Source organism: Methanosarcina baltica, assembly GCF_055394095.1.
In genome coordinates, this window is the sequence record NZ_AP042463.1 from 2,656,701 (window position 1) to 2,681,413 (window position 24,713).

Annotated in this window: 22 protein-coding genes; 13 read left to right on the forward strand and 9 right to left on the reverse strand. The window is 40.7% G+C overall.

The features are described 5' to 3' along the window. The first annotated feature begins 7 nt into the window (after positions 1 to 7). The 7 genes from ACZ5QV_RS11625 (at position 8) to ACZ5QV_RS11655 (ending at position 8,993) form a co-directional block, all read left to right on the forward strand. On the forward strand, positions 8 to 556 hold the full coding sequence (locus ACZ5QV_RS11625) for a hypothetical protein (RefSeq protein WP_464599961.1): 549 nt from the start codon (positions 8 to 10) through the stop codon (positions 554 to 556). Positions 557 to 1,993: 1,437 nt separating this feature from the next. Further along, positions 1,994 to 4,600 carry an S-layer protein domain-containing protein gene (locus tag ACZ5QV_RS11630; RefSeq protein WP_464599962.1) on the forward strand — a complete coding sequence of 869 codons (2,607 nt, stop codon included), beginning with the start codon at positions 1,994 to 1,996 and terminating at the stop codon, positions 4,598 to 4,600. A gap of 60 nt (positions 4,601 to 4,660) precedes the next feature. After that, complete coding sequence (locus ACZ5QV_RS11635) at positions 4,661 to 5,134, forward strand: YqaA family protein (RefSeq protein WP_464602100.1); 474 nt, start codon at positions 4,661 to 4,663, stop codon at positions 5,132 to 5,134. A gap of 387 nt (positions 5,135 to 5,521) precedes the next feature. Beyond that, complete coding sequence (locus ACZ5QV_RS11640; RefSeq protein ID WP_464599963.1) at positions 5,522 to 6,217, forward strand: energy-coupling factor ABC transporter permease; 696 nt, start codon at positions 5,522 to 5,524, stop codon at positions 6,215 to 6,217. Beyond that, complete coding sequence (locus ACZ5QV_RS11645; RefSeq protein ID WP_464599964.1) at positions 6,214 to 6,555, forward strand: energy-coupling factor ABC transporter substrate-binding protein; 342 nt, start codon at positions 6,214 to 6,216, stop codon at positions 6,553 to 6,555. The genes ACZ5QV_RS11640 and ACZ5QV_RS11645 overlap by 4 nt, the downstream gene beginning before the upstream one ends. Positions 6,556 to 6,830: 275 nt before the next feature. Beyond that, positions 6,831 to 7,613, forward strand: coding sequence for a cobalt ECF transporter T component CbiQ (gene cbiQ, locus ACZ5QV_RS11650; RefSeq protein WP_464599965.1), 783 nt, complete (start codon positions 6,831 to 6,833; stop codon positions 7,611 to 7,613). A 9-nt stretch (positions 7,614 to 7,622) separates the two neighbouring features. Further along, a complete protein-coding gene (locus tag ACZ5QV_RS11655; protein WP_464599966.1) occupies positions 7,623 to 8,993 on the forward strand; it encodes an energy-coupling factor ABC transporter ATP-binding protein in 1,371 nt (456 codons plus the stop codon). Between the two features lie 61 nt (positions 8,994 to 9,054). Here the strand turns inward: ACZ5QV_RS11655 and ACZ5QV_RS11660 are convergent, their stop codons facing one another. The 4 genes from ACZ5QV_RS11660 to ACZ5QV_RS11675 all read right to left on the reverse strand — a co-directional run bounded on the left by ACZ5QV_RS11660 (position 9,055) and on the right by ACZ5QV_RS11675 (position 10,892). Next, positions 9,055 to 9,888, reverse strand: a complete 834-nt coding sequence (locus ACZ5QV_RS11660) for a TIM barrel protein (RefSeq protein ID WP_464599967.1) — start codon at positions 9,886 to 9,888, stop codon at positions 9,055 to 9,057. A 79-nt stretch (positions 9,889 to 9,967) separates the two neighbouring features. Continuing rightward, positions 9,968 to 10,300 carry a hypothetical protein gene (locus ACZ5QV_RS11665; protein WP_464599968.1) on the reverse strand — a complete coding sequence of 111 codons (333 nt, stop codon included), beginning with the start codon at positions 10,298 to 10,300 and terminating at the stop codon, positions 9,968 to 9,970. Between the two features lie 320 nt (positions 10,301 to 10,620). After that, on the reverse strand, positions 10,621 to 10,800 hold the full coding sequence (locus ACZ5QV_RS11670) for a hypothetical protein (RefSeq protein WP_464602101.1): 180 nt from the start codon (positions 10,798 to 10,800) through the stop codon (positions 10,621 to 10,623). After that, on the reverse strand, positions 10,773 to 10,892 hold the full coding sequence (locus ACZ5QV_RS11675; RefSeq protein WP_464602102.1) for a hypothetical protein: 120 nt from the start codon (positions 10,890 to 10,892) through the stop codon (positions 10,773 to 10,775). Before ACZ5QV_RS11675 ends, ACZ5QV_RS11670 begins: the two co-directional genes overlap by 28 nt. Positions 10,893 to 11,180: 288 nt before the next feature. On the opposite strand from ACZ5QV_RS11675, the gene tnpC (ACZ5QV_RS11680) reads away from it, so the two are divergent. Then, complete coding sequence (gene tnpC / locus ACZ5QV_RS11680; RefSeq protein ID WP_464599444.1) at positions 11,181 to 12,743, forward strand: IS66 family transposase; 1,563 nt, start codon at positions 11,181 to 11,183, stop codon at positions 12,741 to 12,743. Positions 12,744 to 13,050: 307 nt separating this feature from the next. Here the strand turns inward: tnpC (ACZ5QV_RS11680) and ACZ5QV_RS11685 are convergent, their stop codons facing one another. Both ACZ5QV_RS11685 and ACZ5QV_RS11690 read right to left on the reverse strand, forming a co-directional pair. Further along, positions 13,051 to 13,308, reverse strand: a complete 258-nt coding sequence (locus ACZ5QV_RS11685; protein ID WP_464599969.1) for a type I restriction endonuclease — start codon at positions 13,306 to 13,308, stop codon at positions 13,051 to 13,053. 539 nt (positions 13,309 to 13,847) lie between these two features. Next, the gene (locus tag ACZ5QV_RS11690) at positions 13,848 to 15,476 is read right to left on the reverse strand and encodes a hypothetical protein (RefSeq protein WP_464599970.1); all 1,629 of its coding nucleotides are present in this window, start codon (positions 15,474 to 15,476) and stop codon (positions 13,848 to 13,850) included. 971 nt (positions 15,477 to 16,447) lie between these two features. Here ACZ5QV_RS11690 and ACZ5QV_RS11695 point away from each other — a divergent pair. Next, positions 16,448 to 16,876 carry a hypothetical protein gene (locus tag ACZ5QV_RS11695; protein ID WP_464599971.1) on the forward strand — a complete coding sequence of 143 codons (429 nt, stop codon included), beginning with the start codon at positions 16,448 to 16,450 and terminating at the stop codon, positions 16,874 to 16,876. Positions 16,877 to 16,899: 23 nt separating this feature from the next. Continuing rightward, entirely contained in the window at positions 16,900 to 18,372 is a 1,473-nt protein-coding gene (gene tnpC, locus ACZ5QV_RS11700; protein WP_464599339.1) for an IS66 family transposase, read from the forward strand. Between the two features lie 139 nt (positions 18,373 to 18,511). Here the strand turns inward: tnpC (ACZ5QV_RS11700) and tnpC (ACZ5QV_RS11705) are convergent, their stop codons facing one another. Further along, positions 18,512 to 20,074, reverse strand: a complete 1,563-nt coding sequence (gene tnpC, locus ACZ5QV_RS11705) for an IS66 family transposase (protein WP_464599444.1) — start codon at positions 20,072 to 20,074, stop codon at positions 18,512 to 18,514. Positions 20,075 to 20,513: 439 nt separating this feature from the next. On the opposite strand from tnpC (ACZ5QV_RS11705), the gene ACZ5QV_RS11710 reads away from it, so the two are divergent. Continuing rightward, positions 20,514 to 20,762 carry a hypothetical protein gene (locus tag ACZ5QV_RS11710; RefSeq protein ID WP_464599972.1) on the forward strand — a complete coding sequence of 83 codons (249 nt, stop codon included), beginning with the start codon at positions 20,514 to 20,516 and terminating at the stop codon, positions 20,760 to 20,762. A gap of 95 nt (positions 20,763 to 20,857) precedes the next feature. Here ACZ5QV_RS11710 and tnpC (ACZ5QV_RS11715) read toward each other — a convergent pair whose 3' ends face one another. Then, positions 20,858 to 22,420, reverse strand: a complete 1,563-nt coding sequence (tnpC, locus tag ACZ5QV_RS11715; RefSeq protein WP_464599444.1) for an IS66 family transposase — start codon at positions 22,418 to 22,420, stop codon at positions 20,858 to 20,860. 151 nt (positions 22,421 to 22,571) lie between these two features. Then, positions 22,572 to 23,105 (reverse strand): hypothetical protein, encoded by a 534-nt coding sequence (locus tag ACZ5QV_RS11720; protein ID WP_464599973.1) that lies wholly within the window; start codon positions 23,103 to 23,105, stop codon positions 22,572 to 22,574. A gap of 396 nt (positions 23,106 to 23,501) precedes the next feature. Here ACZ5QV_RS11720 and ACZ5QV_RS11725 point away from each other — a divergent pair, with 396 nt between their 5' ends. Both ACZ5QV_RS11725 and ACZ5QV_RS11730 read left to right on the forward strand, forming a co-directional pair. After that, entirely contained in the window at positions 23,502 to 24,116 is a 615-nt protein-coding gene (locus ACZ5QV_RS11725; protein ID WP_464599974.1) for a hypothetical protein, read from the forward strand. Positions 24,117 to 24,284: 168 nt separating this feature from the next. Further along, positions 24,285 to 24,689, forward strand: a complete 405-nt coding sequence (locus ACZ5QV_RS11730; protein WP_464599975.1) for a hypothetical protein — start codon at positions 24,285 to 24,287, stop codon at positions 24,687 to 24,689. Positions 24,690 to 24,713: the final 24 nt, after the last annotated feature.

Here is a 24,713-nt window from a genome sequence, read left to right on the forward strand (position 1 = left end):
GTATTTTATGCCCTTCAATATGCTTGTCACTTCGTGCTATGTGCAAGGAACTTCGTTTAAAGATATAGATCCTAAAAGTCCAAAATTGAGCTTTACATTAAAAGACTCAAACTCTGAAAGAGCTATGTTTTTTTTAATAGATGATGAAAATAACCCAAAATCAAAATTTCGGGAATTCTTTAATATGAATGAACCCGGTGAAAAAATTTGTGACTTGCTTGTCTATTATTCAGATGATGCTACCGGAAAAAACTCTCTTATTATTACTGAGACAAAAGGAACTGACTTTGAAGGAGCAGCAAATCAGATAATAAATACTTATAACAAACTAAAATTAAATAATGGTTTCTGTAAAAATGGTTATTGTAAAGATCTGAATTTAAAGGCATGCTGCGTTTCAAACCGTGCAAAAAAAGTTGGGGTCAATAATAAAAAAAAGAAAGCTATGGATAGAATAATTAAAACTACCAATCTTAATAAAAAAGATTGTGATTTTATTGAACCTAACATGTTCTATAGTTTTATCACAGGTAATAAGCAAAAAATGAAAAAATAAATGAGAATAGTTTCTGTGAGGGAATAGAGATGAGGAATAAACATTGAAACAAAGAGTGAAAAAGGATTATGTTTTTATAGCAATAGTCATTAATTAGATGAGTTCAATATGTGTAGGGTCACATCTCGTAATTGACATAGGCATAATATTCATAATATTTATGATTGGCATAGGGAACGTAATTCTAAGCATCCTGTGTACATACATTTCAGGAGAAATTATGATTTTGAAAGGAACATTTACAATGGAAAGCATCCTTGGTGCAGGGATTTAGAATATAGCTTTCCCTTGTTATATGCCCTTGAGTTATATGCCTTTAAATGCGAGAATCATACCTGCACCAAAGATGAAAGAGGGTGCAAATCCCTCGCCCTGCTATTTCTTTTATCCTAAATATCTTGGTGTTCAAGGCACCATATAAAAAAGTCGTTCTTTTATTATCCTGTTGTATACGCCAGTCAAGAAGCTTTTATCATCTATAGAACTTGTTTTTTTATGTTTGTTAGTCCCAAAGTTTAGGGAAAGGGAACTCATCCTTCAAAATAGAGAAGGGCCTTTTTTATTTTTTCCCCGGTTTCACTTTAGCAGGCCCCCGGGGTTTTTATGTTGTATTCGAGTTTGCATCAGCCGGGAATGGGGAATGTGAGCTTCTTCAGGAGATGTCGGCTGCCGGTAGGGGCTCGAAGCTTGAGGTTTTTGGGGGGAGATTCGGAGAAGTGAGCTATTGTAGCAGGTTCGTTAAGTCAAAGGCTTCAGAAGCTTATTTGCCGGGTTCGGTAAAAGAGGAAAGGAAAAGAGAAAAAAGATCGTAAAGGAGGGCTATAAAATGTTATGTGGGCCAAAAGTAATAAATTAACAACTAAGAGCAATTCCCTGGTTGCTTACTGGAAGGTTCATGCTGTTTAACCCGAGGGTTTCCATGCATTTACCTCTCGTAGCAGAAGGCCCCTTCCTCGACAGTTCCGACTTTGGAGGAACTGGCAGGTGGGGGATGAATGCGTCGTTATGTATTGTTTAATCTGGGTATTATTTAGCATGGTATCTGTTTATCTATCCAACAGAATCCTTTCCCATATTTCACGATTTTAACTTTTTTAGAGTTGATCGTGTTGGCCGATTTTTGTTCGGGATCTTTAACTCTTATGTATTTTCCGTATGTGATTGATCCTGATACATAATACAATTTTTCATCGGATACAATCAGATCCATTGGTTGGAATGGATAATGCTTTTTTCTGACGCTATATCTTCCTTTTTTTTTTCATTCCGATTTTCATATAAATTTTTATTTTGCAGTTGCTCGCTTCAGAAAACCCCTTATACTCTGATATGCATATATTTCTATAAATTCCATCCTATAATATAGGGGTTGGGTGGATTTTTGTAACATCTGTTTCTCATTCCATTTCAGATTTTACTTATAAAGGGGAGTTCTACATGGGGATTGATAAATTCATAAAAGAGTTATTTTTGATTTTAATACTGGGAATACTTATCGGGCCTGCGACAGCTATTTCGGGTTCCATGGGGGACCGAATCTGGGACGAAACTACCAACCAGAGCCTTAGCTATACCTGGACCCCGCAGACCTATTCGGGGTTTTACTATGACCTGGATACCGGGGAAGGCTCCGAAAATATGACGATTTCACTTACCAATGGCAGCCGGAGCATTGAAGATAAAAAGTTGCAGTATTTCACAAAACCCATAGAAACGGACTTTGAATACGGGGATTGGGGCTCATACCAGGTCATAGGGTTTATGGCCGAGCGCTTCTTTGCCGGGTATACGGATAATTCCAAGTTTGCGGATGACTCTCTGAGCCTTATCTCGGATGGCCAGCTTTCTAAAGTGCTGATCGATTCCGACGACAAAAAATCTCTTTATACCGGCTCTTCGCTGCTCCTTGAGGAAGACTATACCCTCAGTGTCCTGGAAGTCGATTTGAACGGGGACACGGTATGGGTAAGGCTCGAAAAAGATGGAAAGGTCATGGATGACGCTTTTCTTTCCTCAAACGAGGACTACGTCTATGAAACGGAGCTCGGGGGCGCCGAGGACGTGCCCGTAATTATCGTTTATTTTTCCCAGATCTTCAGCGGGGCCGAGACAAACGCCGTCTTTACGGAGGGAGTCTTCCAGATTTCGGACAACTACATTGAAATTGAAAATGGGGACGAGTTCGGAGAGCTTGAGGTAAGTTCGCTCTCAAGATCAGGTATAGAGATGGAAAACAAAGACTCCATTTCCCTGAGCAGGGACAAAACGGTTGACATAATGGGTAAACTCAAAATCCGGGTCGCGGATGCCGAAGAACTCCGTTTCGCCCCCGAGGTCGATATGTCCGAGTCTGGAATGTATGAACTTCGGGGGACCGTGTATGACGAGGATTTCAAGACACTTGAATGGACTCCTTTCAATTTCGAAGGTTTCTATTATGACCTTGACGAAAACGTTTCCACCGAGTCCCTGCTGATAGAGAACCTCGACGGCAAAACAATCGATGAAGGAAAGCTCGTCTATACCACGCGCCCGAAACCTGTGGAGTTTGAGAGAAAAGAATGGGGCAGCTACGAGGTCATCGGCTTCCTTGCGGAAAAATACTTTGCGGGCTATCCCGAAGGGGCCTTTGGCAGTTCAAAGCAGGTAAACGTGCTTTCGGACAGTCTCCTTTCCCGTGTGATCATCGACGAGGACGACAAAAAGTCGCTCTATACGGGTTCATCCCTTTTCCTGGAAGAAGACTATTCCCTCAAAGCGGCCCAGATCGACGTTAACGGGGACAAGGTCCTGATGGAACTGTACAGAGACGGAAAACTCCTTGACACGGAAGCCCTGGCCAGCGGCAGCGACTACATTTATGAAATCGATGTGAATGGAGCCGAAGATGTCCCGCTTATTGCCGTCCATGTCAGTGAGATCTTCCGCGGAGCCGAGACAAACGCCGTGTTTCTGGAGGGGGTCTTCCAGGTCTCGGATGAATTCCTGGAAATCGATTCTGACACCTCATTTAAGGAAATGAAAGTAAGTTTGGTTTCAGGGGATGGGATAATACTTGAAAACGAAGACTCGATTTCCCTTTCAAGAGATGATACCATTGAGCTGATGGGAGATGTCAGTTTCAGGGTGGCCGATTCTGATGTCCTGAGGTTCTATCCCTTTGTGGAGATCGAAAGCGGAGCCGAAGGGCAACAGCTTGAAATCGATCTGCCCGATACGCTTGTCCTGGGCCAGCCGGTTGAGATAATGATAACTGCCCGGGGGGCGGCCGTGGGCGGAGCCGAGGTCCTTATCGAGGAAGAAAGCCTCGGGACCACTCCTGATTCTGGAAATATAAGCTACACCCCGGAGAAAGCAGGCAGTTTTACAGTCCATGCGAAAAAGGAAGGTTATATCTCCGCAAGCTGGGACTTTGACGTCATTGAGGAAGGAGCACGGAAACTGCACATCACGATTTCCCCTGACCCGGCTTTTGTAGGGGATACGCTGAGCATCCTGGTCAGAGATTCTATTCCAGGAAACCCTGTTGAAGGGGCCGATATCTATTTCGGAGGGCAGAAGCTTGAGGAACAGACCTCGAAGGAGGGGACCGTCGCCTACAAGCCGCTTGCGCCCGGGACCTACATGGTCAATGCCACATTCCTGGACTTTGAAGAAGGAAAGACGAGCATCGAGGTAAAGGCCCTGGCTGCGGAATTCATATTCTCGGAACTCCTTATTGAGCCTGACCCGGTCGAAGCCGGGAAGGCCGTGAAGATTAGCGTAAACATCGAAAATTCCGGGAACCTGGCAGGAGAAACCGAAGTCGAGCTCCGGATAAATGGCAGTGTCAAAGACACGAAGACAGTAAAGCTTGAGCCCGGGGTGGGCACGGGTCTGGAATTCGAGCATGTGGAAGAGGAAGCCGGGACCTATCTGGTCGAGCTTGGCTACCTGAGCAAAAGCTACATCGTTTCGGAAAAAGCGCCTTTTGTTAGCGGAATTGTAACCCTGGGCCTCTTCTTTATGGCCGTGCTGCTGCTGAAACGGGGGAGTAAAAAATAATTTAAGGGAGTTTAAGGCTCCAAAACTATTAAATCCCTTTAATTTTCTTTTTCTTTTTTGATGCTTGAACCCTTTATCTCTTTCTTAGCTTTCTTTCTTGCCGAGTATGGTTATCTGAACCTGTTCGTCTTCAGTTTTCTGGCTTCCACCATCTTCCCTTTTGGCTCGGAGGCCCTGCTTATAGCCCTCGTTTACCAGGGTTTCAACCCTTTTACCCTGGTAATGGTCGCAACCGTTGGGAATTTTCTGGGGTCCTGTACCACCTATTACCTGGGGTTAAAAGGACGCGATGCCCTTGAAAAATACCTTTCCGCATCCGAAAAAAGCCTGAAAAAAGGGGAAGAATTCTTCGAAAAATACGGGGTCTATGCCCTCCTTTTAACCTGGCTTCCCGGAATAGGAGACGGAATCACCATGATGGCGGGAATTATGAAGCTCTCTTTCAGGAAATTTTCTGTCCTGGTGTTTATAGGAAAGTTCGGCCGGTATTTTGTACTCGCCTATTTCATTGATTATTTGAACCATGTAGTCTGATTTCCGGATCCTGGTTTGATTTCCGGATTCTGGTTTGATTTCGGAAATCCGGTTTGATTCCTGAAACATAATGGCCGGTTCATTGATTTTCGGGTTGCAAAATATCAGTGGTTCGTGAATCACGGAGTATTTTATTCATAAAAAAGCATAATATAAGTCATTCATTATGTTCTTTGGTTAATCAAGTTTGTTTGTTCTGGCAGATTTAACTCACAATCCATTAACTATTTTTAACATTGAGTCATCTATTTAAGTAACTGGTTTACTTGTTTTAATACCGTAAGCTTTATCTATTAATTTACACAATTTAACTTGTCTTTATCACAATAATAATTAACTGAATTTAAATAATATTTTATATTAATTTATCTTTATACAAGTGATATTATGCACATAATGGAAGGTTTTTTGCCCACTCCCTGGTGGCAAATCTGGTTTGCGATCTCCATCCCCGTGATCGCTTACGGAATTTATAAGCTGAATAGACTTGTAAACGAAAAACGTGAAATATTACCTCTCCTTGCGGTGGCCGGTGCATTCGTTTTTGTCCTATCATCCCTTAAACTGCCCTCGGTTACGGGAAGTTGCTCGCACCCCACGGGAACCGGTATGGCTGCAATAATCTTCGGGCCGGCGATTTCGGCTGTTTTGGGGGTAATTGTGCTGCTTTACCAGGCCCTTTTCCTGGCTCACGGTGGGCTAACCACTCTTGGGGCAAACGTCTTTTCCATGGGCATAGTCGGGCCTGTGGTGGCCTACCTGGTCTATAAGGCAGGCATGAAAGCCAGGCTCAATTTCTTCCTTGTCGTCTTCCTGGCAGCAACCCTCGGGGACTGGGCGACCTATGTGACGACTTCGGTGGAACTCGCCCTTGCCTTCCCGGACCCGACCGGAGGGTTCGCAGTTTCATTCGGAAGGTTCGCAACCATCTTTGCGCTAACCCAGGTGCCTCTCGCAATCATGGAAGGCGCAGTTACGGCCCTGCTTTTCAAGTATGTGATCAGTGTCAAGAGCGACATCCTTGTGGAACTTAAGGTCGTCGAGGAAGCCGTGGTCAACAAAATCAAGGGAGTTACAACATGAGCAGAAAACTCGAACTTATCGTAGTTGCAATCTTTCTGGTCTTTACAGCCCAGTTCCTTTACATGTCCTCCACAACCGATGCCGAATACGGAGGAGCTGACGGAGAAGCCGAGGGCGTAATCATGGAAATAACCGATGGGAATTACGAACCTATCGCAGAACCTCTCTGGGAGCCTCCAAGCGGGGAAATCGAAAGCCTGCTCTTCGGACTCCAGGCCGCCTTCGGAGCCGGGATCATTTGCTACTTCCTTGGATATTACAGGGCCAAAAACAAGTATGAAAACAAACTTGGCTATCAGGACAATAAGGAATCGAAAAGTGAACCCCGATCTCTCTGACCAGTCTCCCGGACCAGGGCCCTGAACCGGGCCCATAATATTTTTTTATAATTTCCGGTACTATATAAATAACTCCACAAAACTTGCTTTCTCTTTCCCCCCGGAAAGGAAAGCTTTTATTCTTTGTCTCTTCTTTTTATCTTTAGGCTTTATTTGCTCACCATCACTATCTGTATTTTATCTGCCCATCATCCATACATGTCTGCATCTGTACGTTGTACACCTGTACATTGTATCTGTGTTCCCAGTTCTGAAAAATAGATGTACTGATAAATATGACAAATATCCTTGACGATTATGCCCTGATAAGTCCCCTCAGGTACCGGAACAACTGGCTGAAACTGACAATCGTAGCCTTTGGCCTGCTTGCGGGAGTCTCTTCAAGCTCTCCCATCCCTCCTTTTTTCATGACTGTTTGCATGGCTTTTGCGACCGTCTTCCTGGGGAAAGCTCCCCCGAAACTTTACCTCAAACTTCTCGTAGCACCCTTAGGTTTTGCAGGGATAGGAGTCCTTATCATAGCCTTTTTTTCCGGAACCGGCCAGGAACTGTATTCATATTCCCTTCTCGGCTATCCCCTGATCATCCGGGCGGACGGGCTGGCCCTGGCACTCCTCGTGTTCGCAAGGTCCGTAAGCGGGATGTGCTGCCTTTACTTCCTGGCCCTGACGACTCCAATGGTCGAACTTTTCGCCGTCCTCAAGGCCACCCGGCTGCCTGACTCCGTAATCGAGCTTTCCATGCTGATCTACCGCTACATCTTTGTCTTCCTGGACATGGCCCTGAGCATAAAATATGCCCAGACGGTCCGGCTCGGCTACGGGAATTTCAGACACTCATTTAATTCATATTCGATGCTTGTGAGCACACTCTTTATCCGTTCTTGGGAACAGGGAGAAAGGCTCTTTGTGTCCATGGACTCCAGGTGCTATAACGGAAAAATGGCAGTTTTTGAAAACAAAAGGCCTGTAAAGGCCCCTGAATTGCTGCTCACCTCAGTGTATTTCCTGACCACCCTTGCGCTGCTCTACTTTACAAAAAACCTATCAATCATTTGAGGTAAAAAAATGACAATTCTCGAAACCAGAGGGCTTACTTACTCCTACCCTGACGGAACCGTGGCCGTCCAGGACCTTGATATCGAAATTAAGACCGGGAAGAAGATTGCTTTCGTGGGAAAAAACGGTTCGGGAAAGTCCACGCTTTTCCTGCTCCTCAACGGGACCCTGAAACCGAAAAAAGGCGAGGTCCTCTTCCATGGAGCCCCTTTCAAATATAGCTCAAAGGCCCTCAGGGAAGTCCGCAAATCCGTCGGAATAGTCTTTCAGAACTCTGACGACCAGATCTTTGCCCCGACAGTCTATCAGGACGTTGCCTTTGGTCCAACAAACCTTGACCTCTCGAAGGAAAAAGTAGGGGAACTGGTAGACCGGGCCCTTGAGCAGGTTGGGCTTAACTCTCTGAAGGAAAAGCCTCCCCACCATCTGAGCGGAGGCCAGAAAAAGAGAGTTGCAATAGCGGGGATCATGGCAATGGAGCCCGAGGTCATCATTCTGGACGAACCCCTTGCAAACCTGGATCCGGTCGGAGCGGATGAGATAATGGACCTCCTCAACGAGTTCAACCATTTCGGAAGCACCCTCATCATCTCGACCCACGACGTGGACCTGGCCTACCGCTGGGCTGACTACATTTACCTGATGTCAAACAGCAAACTCATAGGAGAAGGTGTCCCCGAAGATGTCTTCAGGGATGTGGAGCTTTTAAAGGAAGCAAACCTGCGCCAGCCCTCGACCCTTGAAATCTATAACGAGATCGAACGGAGAGGCCTGACCAACGGGAGAAGCTCTCCGAAAACCGTGCCCGAACTCGTAAATGCACTCAAACCTCCTGACCTTATGTGGGTCGATACCCCTCCCGGCGTCAAAGAAGGCGACACCATGAACCTCGGGGTGCTCTACGGGGAATACGCCCAGAGTTCCCCCTACGAGGCCATAAACGCCAGAGTCCTGCACATCTACCCTGACGGAAAAGCCATTGCGGAAATCAGTCGGAGGGGCTTCAAGGCAGGCTGCATCCTCATCTACGATACGGACAGTTACTCCCATTCCGAAGTAAGAGAAGTAATCAATGAAGGAGAAATTGATTTCGTGGGGGCCATGGGCAAGAGGAGCAAGACCCTCGCCGAAGGAGACGGCATTTACCTCGACGTTAGCTCAGGCGTAATCGACAAATCCCTCCTGACCGCCCTCTGTGGCAAACGCTGCCTCATCCTGACCGGCGGCGGGATGGTTGACCATGCCCTGCAGCGCATCCGGGAATATGTGAAAAAAAGTGGAATAGAGCTGAATGTCGGAACAGTTAACAGAGACGGCAAAGGGCTCTGCTGGCTGGAAGGCTTTGAGGAACCGGTGGAAGGAGTGCACCAGGTTCTCTAAACCTTAATCAGCTTTTCTAAAAAATTCGGAATGCATCTAAAAAATTTAAAACATTTCTTTTTTACAGGGCCTCGTAACTTTTCTTAAGCAGCAAAGCGTCCTCTTCAAGGTTGGGACTCTCACAGATAAGGAGGCCCTTTACCCCGAACTCTTTCAGCGCCCTCAGGAGTTCGGGATAGTTGAAATCGGATTCCTGAAGGAGGAGATGTTTCTTTTCCCCGTTTTTGCTGTAGTCAATCCCCGAGACGTGCATGTGCATGTCGTGCAACCCCTCTTTTCCGAGCACCTTTTCGACTTGCTCCAGAATGCCCGTAAATTCGGGATAGGAGTTTTCCTTTCCTTCCCTCGCGTGCATGTGGGAAAAGTCCAGGCAGGGCCGTAATCCCTCGATTTCGGAGCTTAAGGAAAGAAGTTCTTCAAGGGTGCCGAACTGGGAACGTTTACCCATGGTCTCGGGCCTGAGGACTGCCGGAATTCCTTCGCTCCGCAGCCTCTCAGAAAGTTCTCGAAGGCTTTTAGAGACTTTCGTGTAGGCTTCCTCTTTGCTGCTTTTCTGATAGAAGGCCGCGTGAAAAACGATGGACTCAGCTCCGCAGAGGCTCCCTATCCTTGCGGCCTGGTAGATTCTCTCGATGCTGGCTTTCAGTTTCTCTTCTTCGAGGGAGTTGAGGTTGATGTAGTAGGGAGCGTGGACGCTGAGGGCCACACCTTCCTTTTTTGCGGCCTCCATAACCTTTTTCGCCCCGTTTTCCCGCATCCTCACGCCCTGCACGAACTCGAGTTCCATGCAGTCCAGGTCCAGTTCCCGGATGCGTTCGATTCCGACAACGCTGTTTCTTTTCGAGGCGCTGATGGGGATTCCTGCGGTCCCGAAGAGCAGTTTTTCCTGTGCCATGTTTTCTCTGTGTTCTCTAAAATGTTTTCTCTAAAAAAGGTATTTGCTTAAGGTCAGAGCTCTGATCAGATTTCGGATCTCAGATAATCCCGATATGGTCCTTTATTTCCTTTGCCCGTTCAGGTGAAATTTTTTCAGCCACAACAGCGATAAACTCGTCCCGGTCCTCGTCCAGAGAACGGATATCTTCAATTTCATCCAGAACAAGCCCGACCAGGTAGTCGAGTTCTTTCGGATTCAACCGCTCCAGACGCTCCCGAAAGTCTTCTGAGGATTCGGCAAACTTATGTGAGATGGGCCTCAGGATGAAGGGGAAATGGTGCCCTCCTTCGGGGGATACGAAATTTCCCCGGGCTTCGGGGGCCAGCTTGTCAAAAATATCAATGTCCATTTTGGAGAATTTTCTTGTCATGGTATCTCTTATCTCTTTTTTATGATTTATAATTATTGAAAAACCGGGCTTGGTCAAAGCTGAAAATTTCAGAAACCGGAGCAGGCTTAATAGCCGTCTTCCGTTATTCTTGTCACGCGCGCAGCGCGGCCGTTTCGTGATGACTGGACAGATGAAGCGCCATTCACTGCTCTGATCACGAAATTTAGATGAAACCACCTGTAAACGGGCCAGATATGGGCATATCAGCTCAAAAAAGAAATCTTGAGCCATCAGAGGAAGAAAATAGATACAGGAATTCCAGCTACGGTTTAGTTTGGGATTTTTGTAAATGGTTGTGATTATGATCTTCCTTGTGTCCTGCTGCAATAGGCGTTCCAATTCATCTTTGAATCTGTAATAACGACATTCGAAACATTGGAATTGTTAAAGGTTGCACTTATCTGAGAATTGAGATCGATCCTGTCCACAACCACAAGCACAGTAGGACTCTTTAGTTTTGGATTCTGTCGAAGCTGCATAGTTGCAAGACCATAAGCAAGGATTTGCCAGAACCCTGGAAATGCCATATAAGACCTTTCTTTATCCTTCCATCAATAACCCTTTGAACGATTTGTTTTGCAGCTTCATACTACTACACAGATTCCAAAACATTGTCATAAATATGAACTTTTAAATCTGCCTGCAAATCAAGGTAAAGAACCATGGATGAACACGAATTTCGGTTATCTGTGTTTATCTGTGTCCATCCGTGGTTTATTCATAAACTTTGGAATCGATGTACTACTAATAACGTATCTATTCAGCTACCTCTGTTTCTAACTTATATTTCGTATAAACTCAACAATTACTTTTTTCATATAGATTAATATAAAAATCATCGGATTTTGGAATGAGGTTTATGAAATGTGAAGAGATTCTTACTCAATGCCGTTCAGACCCTGAATCCATTGTTTCATATATTGAGGATCTTGAGTCTCGGTATGAAGATCTTGGATCTCGGTATGAAGATCTTGGATCTCGACACGAAGAGCTTGAATCTCGGTATGAAGATCTTGGATCTCGACACGAAGAGCTTGAATCTCGATATGAAAATCTTGAATCCGAAAACACCGAACTTCGAGAAAGACTTAATGAGTTAGAATCTCGCCTAAAAAAGAATAACCAAAACCAAAAAAGAAATCGACTTCCCTCTACTAACAATTCTACTGATAAAATACCTCAATCAAAAGGTTCACAAAAAGGAAGTTTTAGACGTCCTGGCGGCCAAAAAGGGCATCCTGGTTCTACATTAAGGATGATTAAAAATCCTGATAAAACAATCATTTATAAGCTACATAAATGTGAACATTGTGGTTGTAACATTGAGAAGATTGAAGTTATAAATTACGAGAAGAGACAAGAATTTGAAATAATTGTAAGGCGTAAAGTGACCGAACATCGTGCTGAGATCAAAAAATGTCCTTATTGTAACCGCAAAAACAAAGCTGCTTTTCCGAAATCAATTACAAAACCTGTCCAATATGGCAATATGGTTTTAACAATTGCAATTTACCTCCGAAACTACCAATTGATTCCCTATGACCGAATCAAGAAATTATTTAAAGATGCCTTTGGATTTGATATAAGCGTTGGTACAATAATTAGGGCAGAAAATAAGTTATTTCACAAGTTGAAAGGTGCTACAAACCACATCAAGAAGCAACTGATAAAAGAAAATGTCATCCATGGTGATGAAACTGGAATCGACGTTGGTGGTCAAGGGGAATACTGCCATTTAATCTCTACAAAAAAATATACATACTATTTCCATAATAGGAGTCGAGGATCAAAAGCAATGAATAAAATGGGAGTGTTGCCTAAATATAGAGGAATTATAGTCCACGATTTCTGGAAACCCTATTTTAAATACAAATGTGAACATGCGGCATGTAATGTCCACATTCAAAGAGAACTTAAAGACATTTATAACATATTCAAGCAAGTGTGGGCTGAGGAGATGTCTGATCTCCTATATGAAATTAAAAAATGCGCAGACTTTGCCAGAAAACAGGGCATACAAATAGATGAAGATACGCTCAAGACCTTTAAAGAAAAGTATCAGTCAATACTAATGAAAGGATTTGAGGACAATCCTCCACCTGAAATCTCGAAAGACAATGGGGTTAAAAGAGGAAGAAAAGCGCAGAGCGATGCAAAAAATCTCCTTGATAGACTTTCAAAGTATGAAAAAGAAATCTTGAGGTTTGCTACGGATCTAAGAGTTCCTTTCAGTAACAACCAAGCAGAAAGAGATCTCAGAATGATAACAGTTCAGCAAAAAATATCGGGAGATTTTAGGAAACCCCATGGAGCAGATGTTTTCTTTAGAATTAGGGGATACATATCTACACTAATAAAGAATAATATACCTACTATAAGTTCACTTCATGCGGCGATTGAAAATGTGCCACCCTTACCCTGAATAGATACCTAATAACGACAGAGAATCTTGATCTTCTGACCGCCTTTTGTAGTGCTGTACAAGGTGAAGTCTTTCAGTAGCTCAAGCACAATTTCAGGTTTGAGTATCCTTTTAACTGAGCTTTTGATCTCTTCCAACATATCGAAATCATCTTCATCAGTCTCTCTCCAAGGTATCCATTTTTCTATTGACAGCTTTATGGAATCAACACGATACACCTGCCTTCCGTAGCAAAGCAGAATACATAAGGTACAAAGATCTCAAGAACATAGTTCTGGTACTCATCTAGTTGAACAGCTCCATCAACTCATGATACCGCAGGCCTTACATGGCTTTTTGCCTCCCCGATAACCAGAGGGATGCCATTTACCAGCAGAACAAGATCAGGCCGTCTTTCCGGACCAGTCTTAAAACTGTATTGGGTCGTTACAATGAGATCATTATTTTCAATATTGTCAAAATCTATGAGCCTAACAGAAACATGCCCCTCGTTCTCCCCAAAAGGCATTGTCTTTTCATTATGAATCCATTCGGAGAACTCCTCATTTGCTCTTATAAGTCCCATTCCCTTTGCACTCTAGATAATTACACGAAGCCTGTAGAGAACCTCCTTAGCACGGCTCACATCTTCAGCAATAGAAGGATTCAGTCTGATAAGAGAATCTATGAGAAGCTTCTCAACCAGTACCGCAGTTTCATTCCTTGGAAGCTGATCTTTTGGTACAAATTGCCATCCTATATCTATCAGAAGGTCTCTGACTAAATTCTCGACTGAATTTTATTCATTGAACACATTAATCATTCTCCTGAGCAAGCGAATTTAAGAACTGTGTGAAATCATTTCTTAATTCATCACTATAATAAATTCCTCTGTCCCAAACCATTCGATCGTGATTATGCTCTACAGGATATTTGAGAAAATCTATGAAAGACTGATTTACTCTTGAATACATACACACTTTATCTTTAATGGATTCCTTATATTTTTGTAACTATTCAGCGTAAGAAAAACAATATCAATAGGCATCTTCTTAAATATGAAACGACCAAAATCATCATATCTCATATTATGAAATTGTTGGCTATTGATTGCGTTTTTCGGTTTTACGTAAGTTGGTAATTCGATACCTTTGAAACATGATAATCAGTATCAATCGGCTGCTTTTTGGTACGCTGAATAGATACATATTTTTCTACATATTGTGACATTTTCTCTTTGTCGTAATGTGCTGCAAGTTCAAAATAATTTTCGATTACTATTCCTCGGAGATAACTTTTAAATGCATTTCGCAATTTCGAAGAAGAAGATATTTTTTCTATTACAGCAACAACCATTTTTATAGAGTATTCTATAATTAGATTATTTTCAGGAGTTGACTCTTCTTTTTCAATATATCTTATCCAGTTTCTAAGACAACTAACAATGAGATATAAATTATATTCATACATGTTTGCAAATTCAGCATTTTCATGATCTTCATACTTTATGTTGTGTAGTATGTGTTCAACCCAATGATCAAAGTACATTAGCCACATATGATCATGGACATTTTGTTCCAAAGCTTGATCAACCATTATCTCGAAGAATTTGATTCCAGAATATAACTTTGAGTTATTCATTCTTTCTTGATATTCTTCATAAAAATTATATTCATCAATATCCTTGCGACCTTGTTCTCTTAAGTGTTGTATTACATATTCTCCAATTGGCATCCATAAAAGCCATTTTTCACACTTTTTAACATCATCAAATAGAAAATCAAGAATTTTTGTTTGTCTAGATTTTTCATTGCCGAGTTCTTTATAGAGCTTACTTTTTTCATTAGAGATTAATTGTGTTCCAATTACAGACCAAACATCCTCTTTACTATATGGTAACTTATTATCAAGAAGCATGAACATCAAATCAGTATTATTCATTGCAACATATTCAAGAAACTCACTATTCCCGGTAAGTTCATAATAATAATTGTTTATAAGTTGGCAATAAGATTCTCTTTCACTCCTTATAAACCTTAAATGATGAATAAAATTTTGAATTGAACTCTTTTTTTTCTTTTTATTAAGAGTTGAAGCACGCATCCATCCGATACTTTCTGAAATTTCTTTTTGTTTCATTTTATAAGCTTTGTATGAAATAAGCTCTCCTTGTATATTTTTAATTGTCACTTTCGGAGATCGTACATTTTGGATGTTAATATTGTTTTCCAGAACTTTTTCTATAAATTTAATATAGTTAAAAAAGTAATGTGGTTTGGTCTTTGGTGGCTTATACGATTTGAGAAGACCATAATGGAACAACTCAAGATCAGCAGCAACTTCAGCGTATTGTTGTCTTCCAAGTTTATCAAGAGAATTAGCAACAAAACCCTTTTTCTGTTTTAATTTAGTTGAATTTAATTTTCCTCTCGTAAACAGAAAAAGGATAACAGAAACCGTAAAAGCAGGAACTGAATACAAAAAAGAGTAAGTAATTTTATAACCATTTGGTGAACCTACATCATAAATAAATGGGGTTTCTGATGATGAAATATTAATGTATGTTTCTGATGCTTGATCTGACCAAAAATTAGCTGAAAAAATTGCGAATATTAGAATTACTGCAAAAAAACTTAAAAATGCTTTATCGAACCAACCAAATTTAAATATGAAATTCCTTTTTCTAGATTCTTCACTAATTTGATAAATAGAAATGATAAAACCTATGACAGTAAGAGGTAGCAAAAAGTCCATTTAAAGTCACACATCTCCTTTAAGATATTTATGGGTTAATTTTCTCTTCAAATTCTTTAAACATTCAACATGCAATAAAGTGTTTTTCTCGACAGTATGAAAATCATCAAGTTTACTCGAAATTATTTCTTGCTCATTCATTGGGGGAACTGCAAGAGGTAATTCAATATAGGTAGCTTTTTTCAGTTTGTACTTTCCTGCTCCCCGTCGAGTTAGATGTGAGATGATGTCACGATGTCTAAAGTAGTGAAAAACCTACTCTGTTGAACAATTATTAATTCCTCTAATTACATGAGCATGATTGTTTACATCCTTAGGGCCCGCAACGAAATAACCTATGCAATTTAGCATTCATTGTGATTTCTATTGGCTACCTTGATATTGAAAACTAACACATTAAATAGAAATTATGCATAAGTTATTCAGTGACGAGTCCTTAGTTCCCAAATTTTAAGCGCATATAAATATTTTTACAACTCAATGGCCAATAGATGCCGATTTTAAAATACAGCCAAAAGAATGACGTGCTTAAAGTTAAGCGTATAATTCGGCATCAAGAGACATTTATACGACTAAAAATGCGGAATGCAGGTTTACATTGAATTTTCCTACAACAAGTTGTGTCATTGACCAATCCTTGTACTTGAGGAAGTGATCGACGTCTTCACCTATCAAAACTATGGTGTCATTATGGGGTTGGAAATATTGATTTTGGAGAGCCTATTTTCAATTGAGTATTCGTCTTCAAGCTATCGTTTTTGTTACGCCTAGTAGTTGTTTTACTACGGTTCCACTACAATATAATTACCAGTCTGCAGTAAAAAACGCCATATTAGGCACGTAAAAGTAGAATGGACTGCTATGGTGGGATTTTTGTGAACCAAAAATCCAACCTCATTTTGACCCCATAGTAATAGGTCTATGTAAATTTTTAAATATGTTGACTATACAGTTAAGGATGAGGGTTTTTTGTGTCTTACGTTGATTTATTATCGACAATTTTTGAATCGCCAGAACAATTTGTTTCCTTTATTTTAGAGAATTTTCTCCCAATAATGGAATTGTTAATCACTTCAATCATTGTTCCATTAATATATTTGAAAGTTAGTATAACATCAAATGAAAAACAGATCAAAAATTTGGAAGGTTTATGGAAAGATGTAATTCGAAGGAACAGATCAGTGAATAATTGTTTTGCTGACTTCAAAAAGTCCGGTTATAAAAGCTCAGAATGGATCTGGTACGTTTATTTAGGAGTTTTAGCTGGTATTATATTCACTCTAATTTCCCTGTTTTTATCCCTAAAATTATCTCAACGGATAGAATCATTTTCTGTAACTATTCAGCCATACTTTGAACAAAGGCAATTTTTCCTCGTTTCGAGGAAAAATTGCATATAAAATAACTCTATCTCTTCAGTATCATGCTTACACGTGAAGAGATTCTTGAAATCTATGAAGAAGGCCCTGAAGCAGTCGTTGCTGTAATTCAGAGACTTGAGACTATCATAGAGAAACAGGCTTCTCAAATTGCTGAACTTGAGGAACGTGTAAGGGTTTTAGAGGCTCGTCTAAATCAAAACAGCCAAAACAGCAGTAAACCTCCTTCTACTGACGTTTTTGTGAATGAAAAACCTAAACCTAAGAGTAGCCGCACAAGAAGTGGGAAAAAACCTGGTGGTCAAAAAGGTCATTCTGGAAGTACTTTCGAAATGGTTGGGGATCCTGACCATATAATATTTCATTCCCCTCACTGCTGTGAAAATTGTGGTCATGATCTTGAAGATACTGAAGTTCGGGACTGTGAACGCAGGCAAGAAGCTGATATTCCTCCTGTGAACATCATATTTACCGAACATCGTGCTGAGTCCAAGAAATGCCCTCACTGTGGGAAAATAAACAAAGGTACTTTTCCAGACTCTATAAAATTCCCTATTCAATATGGACCTCGCCTTTTATCCTCTCTTGTATATTTAAGGAACTTTCAATTGATTCCTTATAAACGGATTTGTGATTTGTCAGAGGACTTTTATGGAATACGTATCAGCCCTGCTACCATAAAAAGAGCTGAAAAGGAATTATTCCAGAAATTGGAACCTTTCGAAAAAGCTGTTTTCGAACATCTACGGGTAGCCTATTCTGTACATTGTGATGAAACAGGAATGAGGGTTTTAGGGACAAAATGGTGGCTCCATGTTGTTTCAAACAGTCTGTGGACATACTATTTTGTACATCCAAAAAGAGGATCAGAGGCAATGAATGCTTTGGGTTTTCTTCCAGAATACAAGGGGGTAGTAGTTCATGATGGTTGGGCATCATACAACAAATATGGATGTGAACATGCTCTCTGCAATGCTCATCTTAAGAGGGACCTCACTGGAGTTGAAGAGAATTTTGAGCAGCAATGGGCTAAAAAAGTAAATGAACTTCTGAGTGAAGTAAAAAAATATACCGACGAATGCAGAGAAATGGAAATTCCAATAGATCCAATAAAAGTCAGGGCATTCGAGGAAATATACGATAAAATAATTAAAGAGGGAATTGAAGAAAATCCACCTCCTGACCTCTCAAAACAGGTTAAAAAAAGAGGAAGACCAGCACAAACAAAAGCAAAGAATCTCCTTGATAGGTTCATAAAATACAAGGATAGGATTCTGAAATTCCTCAATGACCTGAGAGTTCCATTTGATAATAATCAAGCAGAGCGAGACATCAGAATGATGAAGCTACAACAGAAGATTTCGGGAACTTTCCGAAGCATCGAAGGAGCGGTAGCTTTCTGCAGAATTCGGGGATACATATCCACTATTAGAAAGAATAGCTTGAATGTCATGGATGCTATTCGAGCGGCGCTCAATGGAGCGCCGCTATTATCCGATAGTTGCAACATTAGCTGAAACTATGCTTTTTTTATCAGTAGGCTGAATAGTTACCATTTTCTTTTATAAATGTTATTTTGAACGAGGACGATAGCCACAAAGATGCAATATTTGAATTCTGTTACATATTAATTGTTTCTTCATTTTCTGTATCTATTCAGGGTAAGGGTGGCACATTTTCAATCGCCGCATGAAGTGAACTTATAGTAGGTATATTATTCTTTATTAGTGTAGATATGTATCCCCTAATTCTAAAGAAAACATCTGCTCCATGGGGTTTCCTAAAATCTCCCGATATTTTTTGCTGAACTGTTATCATTCTGAGATCTCTTTCTGCTTGGTTGTTACTGAAAGGAACTCTTAGATCCGTAGCAAACCTCAAGATTTCTTTTTCATACTTTGAAAGTCTATCAAGGAGATTTTTTGCATCGCTCTGCGCTTTTCTTCCTCTTTTAACCCCATTGTCTTTCGAGATTTCAGGTGGAGGATTGTCCTCAAATCCTTTCATTAGTATTGACTGATACTTTTCTTTAAAGGTCTTGAGCGTATCTTCATCTATTTGTATGCCCTGTTTTCTGGCAAAGTCTGCGCATTTTTTAATTTCATATAGGAGATCAGACATCTCCTCAGCCCACACTTGCTTGAATATGTTATAAATGTCTTTAAGTTCTCTTTGAATGTGGACATTACATGCCGCATGTTCACATTTGTATTTAAAATAGGGTTTCCAGAAATCGTGGACTATAATTCCTCTATATTTAGGCAACACTCCCATTTTATTCATTGCTTTTGATCCTCGACTCCTATTATGGAAATAGTATGTATATTTTTTTGTAGAGATTAAATGGCAGTATTCCCCTTGACCACCAACGTCGATTCCAGTTTCATCACCATGGATGACATTTTCTTTTATCAGTTGCTTCTTGATGTGGTTTGTAGCACCTTTCAACTTGTGAAATAACTTATTTTCTGCCCTAATTATTGTACCAACGCTTATATCAAATCCAAAGGCATCTTTAAATAATTTCTTGATTCGGTCATAGGGAATCAATTGGTAGTTTCGGAGGTAAATTGCAATTGTTAAAACCATATTGCCATATTGGACAGGTTTTGTAATTGATTTCGGAAAAGCAGCTTTGTTTTTGCGGTTACAATAAGGACATTTTTTGATCTCAGCACGATGTTCGGTCACTTTACGCCTTACAATTATTTCAAATTCTTGTCTCTTCTCGTAATTTATAACTTCAATCTTCTCAATGTTACAACCACAATGTTCACATTTATGTAGCTTATAAATGATTGTTTTATCAGGATTTTTAATCATCCTTAATGTAGAACCAGGATGCCCTTTTTGGCCGCCAGGACGTCTAAAACTTCCTTTTTGTGAACCTTTTGATTGAGGTATTTTATCAGTAGAATTGTTAGTAGAGGGAAGTCGATTTCTTTTTTGGTTTTGGTTATTCTTTTTTAGGCGAGATTCTAACTCATTAAGTCTTTCTCGAAGTTCGGTGTTTTCGGATTCAAGATTTTCATATCGAGATTCAAGCTCTTCGTGTCGAGATCCAAGATCTTCATACCGAGATTCAAGCTCTTCGTGTCGAGATCCAAGATCTTCATACCGAGATCCAAGATCTTCATACCGAGACTCAAGATCCTCAATATATGAAACAATGGATTCAGGGTCTGAACGGCATTGAGTAAGAATCTCTTCACATTTCATAAACCTCATTCCAAAATCCGATGATTTTTATATTAATCTATATGAAAAAAGTAATTGTTGAGTTTATACGAAATATAAGTTAGAAACAGAGGTAGCTGAATAGATACCATTTTCTTTACTATATTTTCAGATCTCAACAAAAATTGATGATTACAGAAAATCGATCATTGAAAAAAAGAAGAAACCGAAAAAAGAAACTTTGTTCAAGTGTTATAATAATTTTATTAATTATTCATTTAGTAACGCTTCATCTGTGTTAGTATTCTCTTTTTTTTTATACCCTTCATTGTTTGAAATCCTTAAATTTGAGATATTAAATAGTTATAAATCCTCAAATATAGTCATCCCCCTATCCTTACTTCCACCAATAATTTCAATATTAACTTTGCATATTTTACATTTAAGTCAGAGAAATTTCATAAGGCATATTAAAAATTATTTGAATGACGACTATTACAATAAATTTCCTTTTGTTTATATCAGAACTACAGTTGGAGGGGAAATAAAGGGTAAACTAACTGATATTTTTAACTCTAAATGTATCGTTTTAAGGAAAGGGAATTTTGGAAATGAGGAAATTGAAATAGCTCTTTTCAGATCAATTGACATTTTAAAAATAAATAGTGGAAAAACAGGTAGTGACATATACAAACAAACGAAACTAATTGACTATGATAAAAATAGGTAATTTAAGGACCCGTCACTAAATAACCTATGCATATTTCATTTGAACATATTGATTTTCAAGATCAAGCTTACCAATCGAAGTTACAATGTATCTATTCAGGGTAAGGGTGGCACATTTTCAATCGCCGCATGAAGTGAACTTATAGTAGGTATATTATTCTTTATTAGTGTAGATATGTATCCCCTAATTCTAAAGAAAACATCTGCTCCATGGGGTTTCCTAAAATCTCCCGATATTTTTTGCTGAACTGTTATCATTCTGAGATCTCTTTCTGCTTGGTTGTTACTGAAAGGAACTCTTAGATCCGTAGCAAACCTCAAGATTTCTTTTTCATACTTTGAAAGTCTATCAAGGAGATTTTTTGCATCGCTCTGCGCTTTTCTTCCTCTTTTAACCCCATTGTCTTTCGAGATTTCAGGTGGAGGATTGTCCTCAAATCCTTTCATTAGTATTGACTGATACTTTTCTTTAAAGGTCTTGAGCGTATCTTCATCTATTTGTATGCCCTGTTTTCTGGCAAAGTCTGCGCATTTTTTAATTTCATATAGGAGATCAGACATCTCCTCAGCCCACACTTGCTTGAATATGTTATAAATGTCTTTAAGTTCTCTTTGAATGTGGACATTACATGCCGCATGTTCACATTTGTATTTAAAATAGGGTTTCCAGAAATCGTGGACTATAATTCCTCTATATTTAGGCAACACTCCCATTTTATTCATTGCTTTTGATCCTCGACTCCTATTATGGAAATAGTATGTATATTTTTTTGTAGAGATTAAATGGCAGTATTCCCCTTGACCACCAACGTCGATTCCAGTTTCATCACCATGGATGACATTTTCTTTTATCAGTTGCTTCTTGATGTGGTTTGTAGCACCTTTCAACTTGTGAAATAACTTATTTTCTGCCCTAATTATTGTACCAACGCTTATATCAAATCCAAAGGCATCTTTAAATAATTTCTTGATTCGGTCATAGGGAATCAATTGGTAGTTTCGGAGGTAAATTGCAATTGTTAAAACCATATTGCCATATTGGACAGGTTTTGTAATTGATTTCGGAAAAGCAGCTTTGTTTTTGCGGTTACAATAAGGACATTTTTTGATCTCAGCACGATGTTCGGTCACTTTACGCCTTACAATTATTTCAAATTCTTGTCTCTTCTCGTAATTTATAACTTCAATCTTCTCAATGTTACAACCACAATGTTCACATTTATGTAGCTTATAAATGATTGTTTTATCAGGATTTTTAATCATCCTTAATGTAGAACCAGGATGCCCTTTTTGGCCGCCAGGACGTCTAAAACTTCCTTTTTGTGAACCTTTTGATTGAGGTATTTTATCAGTAGAATTGTTAGTAGAGGGAAGTCGATTTCTTTTTTGGTTTTGGTTATTCTTTTTTAGGCGAGATTCTAACTCATTAAGTCTTTCTCGAAGTTCGGTGTTTTCGGATTCAAGATTTTCATATCGAGATTCAAGCTCTTCGTGTCGAGATCCAAGATCTTCATACCGAGATTCAAGCTCTTCGTGTCGAGATCCAAGATCTTCATACCGAGATCCAAGATCTTCATACCGAGACTCAAGATCCTCAATATATGAAACAATGGATTCAGGGTCTGAACGGCATTGAGTAAGAATCTCTTCACATTTCATAAACCTCATTCCAAAATCCGATGATTTTTATATTAATCTATATGAAAAAAGTAATTGTTGAGTTTATACGAAATATAAGTTAGAAACAGAGGTAGCTGAATAGATACGTTACAATGAGTAATAAGTTGCACAGATTATTTCGTTGTGGGCCTCAGTTTTTGCTAATCGAGGACATGTTGGTCAGTGAGTCCTTTTCGACGTGGAAGACGTGGTCCGCAGAATCGATCAGGGACTCGTCGTGGGAAACCACGATGATCTGGCCCACCCCGATGTTTCGCATCAGGTCAATGAGTTTAAGGAGCTGCTGAATGTGTCCCCTGTCCAGGAAAACGGTTGGTTCGTCCAGGATCATGGGGGGAGGTTTGTCGCCTCTTTCTCCTGCGAAACCTAAGGAGAGCAGGCGGTAGATGGCACAGCGCAGGATGAGGTTGAAAATGGCGCGTTCCCTGCCGCTCAGGAATTTGGGCTCCAGAGGAACCCCGTCTTTTCGGTACACGGTCAGGTTGTACTCAGGGTCCAGCTCGATATGGGAATAGGCGTTGTTCGTGTACATGAAGGAGAACATCTCATTCAGGAGCTTGGAAAGCGCCCCGAGGTTCTGGATTTCGGCTTCAAGTCCGGAAATCCGGTGTTCTATGTTTGTTATGCCAAGCAGGTTTTCCCTGAGTTTTTTAGCCCGGCCCAACAGTTTTTCAGCTTCAGAATGGGCCTTTTTCCCTGCCTCTTCTTTATCCCTCAGGGCCGAAATGTCCAGCTTGAGTTTTTCGAGCTCAGCTTTTCCTTCGGTTTTCCGGGCCTCATACCCTTTAATCTTCTTTTCAAGTTCTCCGGCCCTTTTCTCATAGCTCTCGATCAGGGTTCCTGCGGCCTGGATTTTTCCTTTGAGTTTCTCAATTTCCGAGGCATTCTCGGAAAGCTTTTTCTCAAAGGCTTTTGCTTACCCAAGGAGTTTTTCACTCACTCAAACCCATCGCAACTTTATTGATTTTTATAAGTGTTCTTATATTTTTATGTACAAAGTCTTATTTACTATAAAATGTTACATTTATCACCGTATTAATTAATTATGAGAGGTATAGTTATGGTCAGTGTTGGACAGGAATTGTTGAATGTCCCGTTCGGGGACATGATTAGAGAAATGGCCCTTGCAATTGCGGAAGGGCAGATGGCGCTTGACATGAATTCGGTGCAGGTCGCGCAGACTCTTGCTGCGACTGAACTGGATACTGGCAGTGTGGTGATGTACATTGAGGAGACCGTGGATGGAGACGGGAACGTAACGGCCACGAAAGTGGTCACAAACGACAGTCCTATGTCGCTTCTGACCTACGGACTGGAACCCCGTTTCTATGAGTTTACGGAATCCATAATTGAGGTCAAGATGGCAATCTCCATGATGAGGGAGTATTCCAGCGAAAAGAAATATGGCAGGGAGTTTAAGCTTACGAACCAGTCAAAGGTCAGCGGGACCTGGCAGTCAGGTGGACTTTCAAGCATCCTTTTCGGAAAGAGTAAAGCCAAGTACGAAAACACGACAACGGTTGCCTACACCTCCACCTACAACGCCAAATACAATTCTAAATATACCTTCAAGGAGTCGGGCACAAGCCTTCTTCGGACGACGCTCAAACCGGTGCCAGCCCCTGAGAGGGCCGTGCCAACGGTGAGAGTTCTGGAAAGCGGGAGCACAAGCTAATTCCCGTAACAAATTCCCGGAAAGCCCTCTGGAGGGAGGGGAAAAATAAATAAGGAGTAGAGAAACTGTCACTGCCCCTTCCCTTCTCAAGGCTTCAGGGTTTTTCGTAGGTTGTTTTTCAATTCATTTTTTTTCACTTTTTTCTAATTAATAAAAGGAGTTGTCAATGTGACCGATACCGGGGAAGAGATCGAAGAAGTACTGGTAAACCCTCTTTCAAAGCTTCTGGGAGAAATAGGGCGCTCCGTTGCGGAGACCCAGTGGGCCCTTGACCGGAATTCTATCCGGACCCAGCTAGAGCTTGAATCGGACGAGGCCCTGAGCAAATACGACATCCAGGCCCCCTGGTACCATATCCCTGAAGTCGAACTCGAACTCAAACTCTCGCTGACGATAAAGCTGGAAGAGGAAAGGGATTCAAAGAACCGGGTCAGGGGTTTAAGACCTGTACTGAATGCGTCACCTTTGAATGCTTCGCATAACACACTGTACAATTATAATGTGAATGGTTCAAGCTGCATAAAGGCCAAAATCGTGTCTATCCCGGCTTCCGTAAAGCTCAGGGAAGAATAAAGGAAAGATGGCAGTTTTTTCAGG